Annotated in this window: 2 pseudogenes; one reads left to right on the forward strand and one right to left on the reverse strand. The window is 35.4% G+C overall.

Annotated elements, in window-relative coordinates:
- Nucleotides 1–121 (forward strand): annotated as a pseudogene (locus tag DCM90_RS09595) (DUF1827 family protein); the annotation flags it as partial.
- A gap of 108 nt (nucleotides 122–229) precedes the next feature.
- Here the strand turns inward: DCM90_RS09595 and DCM90_RS09600 are convergent.
- Nucleotides 230–1,579, reverse strand: a pseudogene (locus tag DCM90_RS09600) (IS3 family transposase).
- Between the last annotated feature and the right edge of the window lie 200 nt (nucleotides 1,580–1,779).

Raw genomic sequence — 1,779 nt, forward strand, 5'->3', positions numbered from 1 at the left:
AATCGAAACCATTCAAGAATTTTTCTTGAAACGTAAAATTGATAAGGCCTCTGTTGATGAAGCCAATATCAAGACACTCTACTCAGAGAAATTAATTGGAATTTCAATCCCAATCAAGTAAGAAAATTGAGTAAAAACTCGATTTGAGAGAAAGTCCAATAAGTCTTTCAATAATAAAACGCATAGTAGCAAGAGTTTTGTACTGACCCCAAAAAGTTAGACAATTAATTTATCCGAAGGATTTAGTTCTGTATTGCACAGGGCTAAGTCCTTTTAGTTTTACCTTAATTCGTTTATTGTTGTAGTAATCAATATAGTCTATAATAGCTTGTTCCAATTGCTTAAACGACTGAAACGACTTCTCATAACCGTAAAACATTTCCGATTTCAGAATCCCAAAGAAGGACTCCATCATACCGTTGTCTTGGCTGTTTCCCTTACGTGACATGGATGCTTGAATTCCCTTACTCTCTAGGAACCGATGATAAGAATCGTGTTGGTATTGCCAGCCTTGGTCACTATGGAGAATCGTATTTTCGTAGTGCTTCTCTGTGAATGCCTGTTCCAACATTGTTTGTACTTGTTCTAAGTTGGGCGAAGTTGAAAGATTAAAAGCAATAATTTCGCTGTTAAAGCCATCTAAAACTGGTGATAAGTAAAGCTTTTGAGTACTTGCTGGAATGGCAAATTCAGTCACATCTGTGTAGCACTGTTCCATTGTTTTAGAGCCTTCAAATTGGCCTTGAATGAGATTCTCTGCTTTCTTACCAACGTCTCCTTTATGAGAAGAATATTTTCGTTTCTGTCGCATTTTAGCTTGTAAATTGAGTACTTTCATCAAGCCTTGAACTCTTTTATGATTTACCAGATAACCACGATTTCTTAGTTCTAAATGAATTCGACGATAAGCATAATTTCCCTTGTGTTCGATAAAAATGGATTGAATTTCAGCTTTAAGCTCTTGGTCCTTATCTGTTTTGTCTAGCTGTTTCAAGTGATAGTAGTAGGTCCAACGAGCTAGTTTAATGGATTTTAGAAGAAGAACTAACGAAAACTCAGTCATTAATTCTTGAACAATTAAACAATTTCTGTCTTTCTCTTTTTCCTCCTTCAATCGGAGTTCTCTTAACTTTTTTAGGATGGCATTCTCCGCTCTCAGGTACTCATTTTCTGCTTGAAGACGTTCTAATTCTGTCCTCTCTGCAGGTCTCTTTTTTGGCTTACGTCCCATTTTAGGTACTCTCCCTCTTGTTTTCTCAACAATAGTATACCCGTTTTTCCTGTATTGTGCTAGCCAGTTAAGAAGTATCGTACGACTTGGGAGGCCGTATTCAAGAGAAACTCTATCTTTAGTCCAGCCTTCATGTCAGACTTTATGAATCATTTCTTGTTTTAAATCAGGAGAATAGTAACGATTTTTTCCTTTTTTGACGAACTCTATTCCGTAACGATCAATCAATTTAATCATATACCTAAGATTAGAATTGTTTATCCCAAATTTATTTGAAAGCTTCTCTAAGCTATATCCTTGTTTTCTAAGTTCATAGATCTGAACTTTATCATCATAAGTTAATTTCATAATAAAAACACCCCAAAAGTTAGATTTTTTCTGTCTAACTTTTGGGGTGCAGTTCATGTACACCTGATATGATGCGTTTTATAATTTTAAAGACTTTTTGACCAGCCTCATTTTTTTAACTTGATACTCAGTGAAAAGCAAAGATTAAACTAGGAAGCTAGCTGTAGGCTGCTCAAAGAACAGCTTTGAGGTTGCAGATA

Origin of the sequence: Levilactobacillus bambusae, assembly GCF_003124125.1 — a bacterium.
GTDB classification, from domain to species: domain Bacteria; phylum Bacillota; class Bacilli; order Lactobacillales; family Lactobacillaceae; genus Levilactobacillus; species Levilactobacillus bambusae.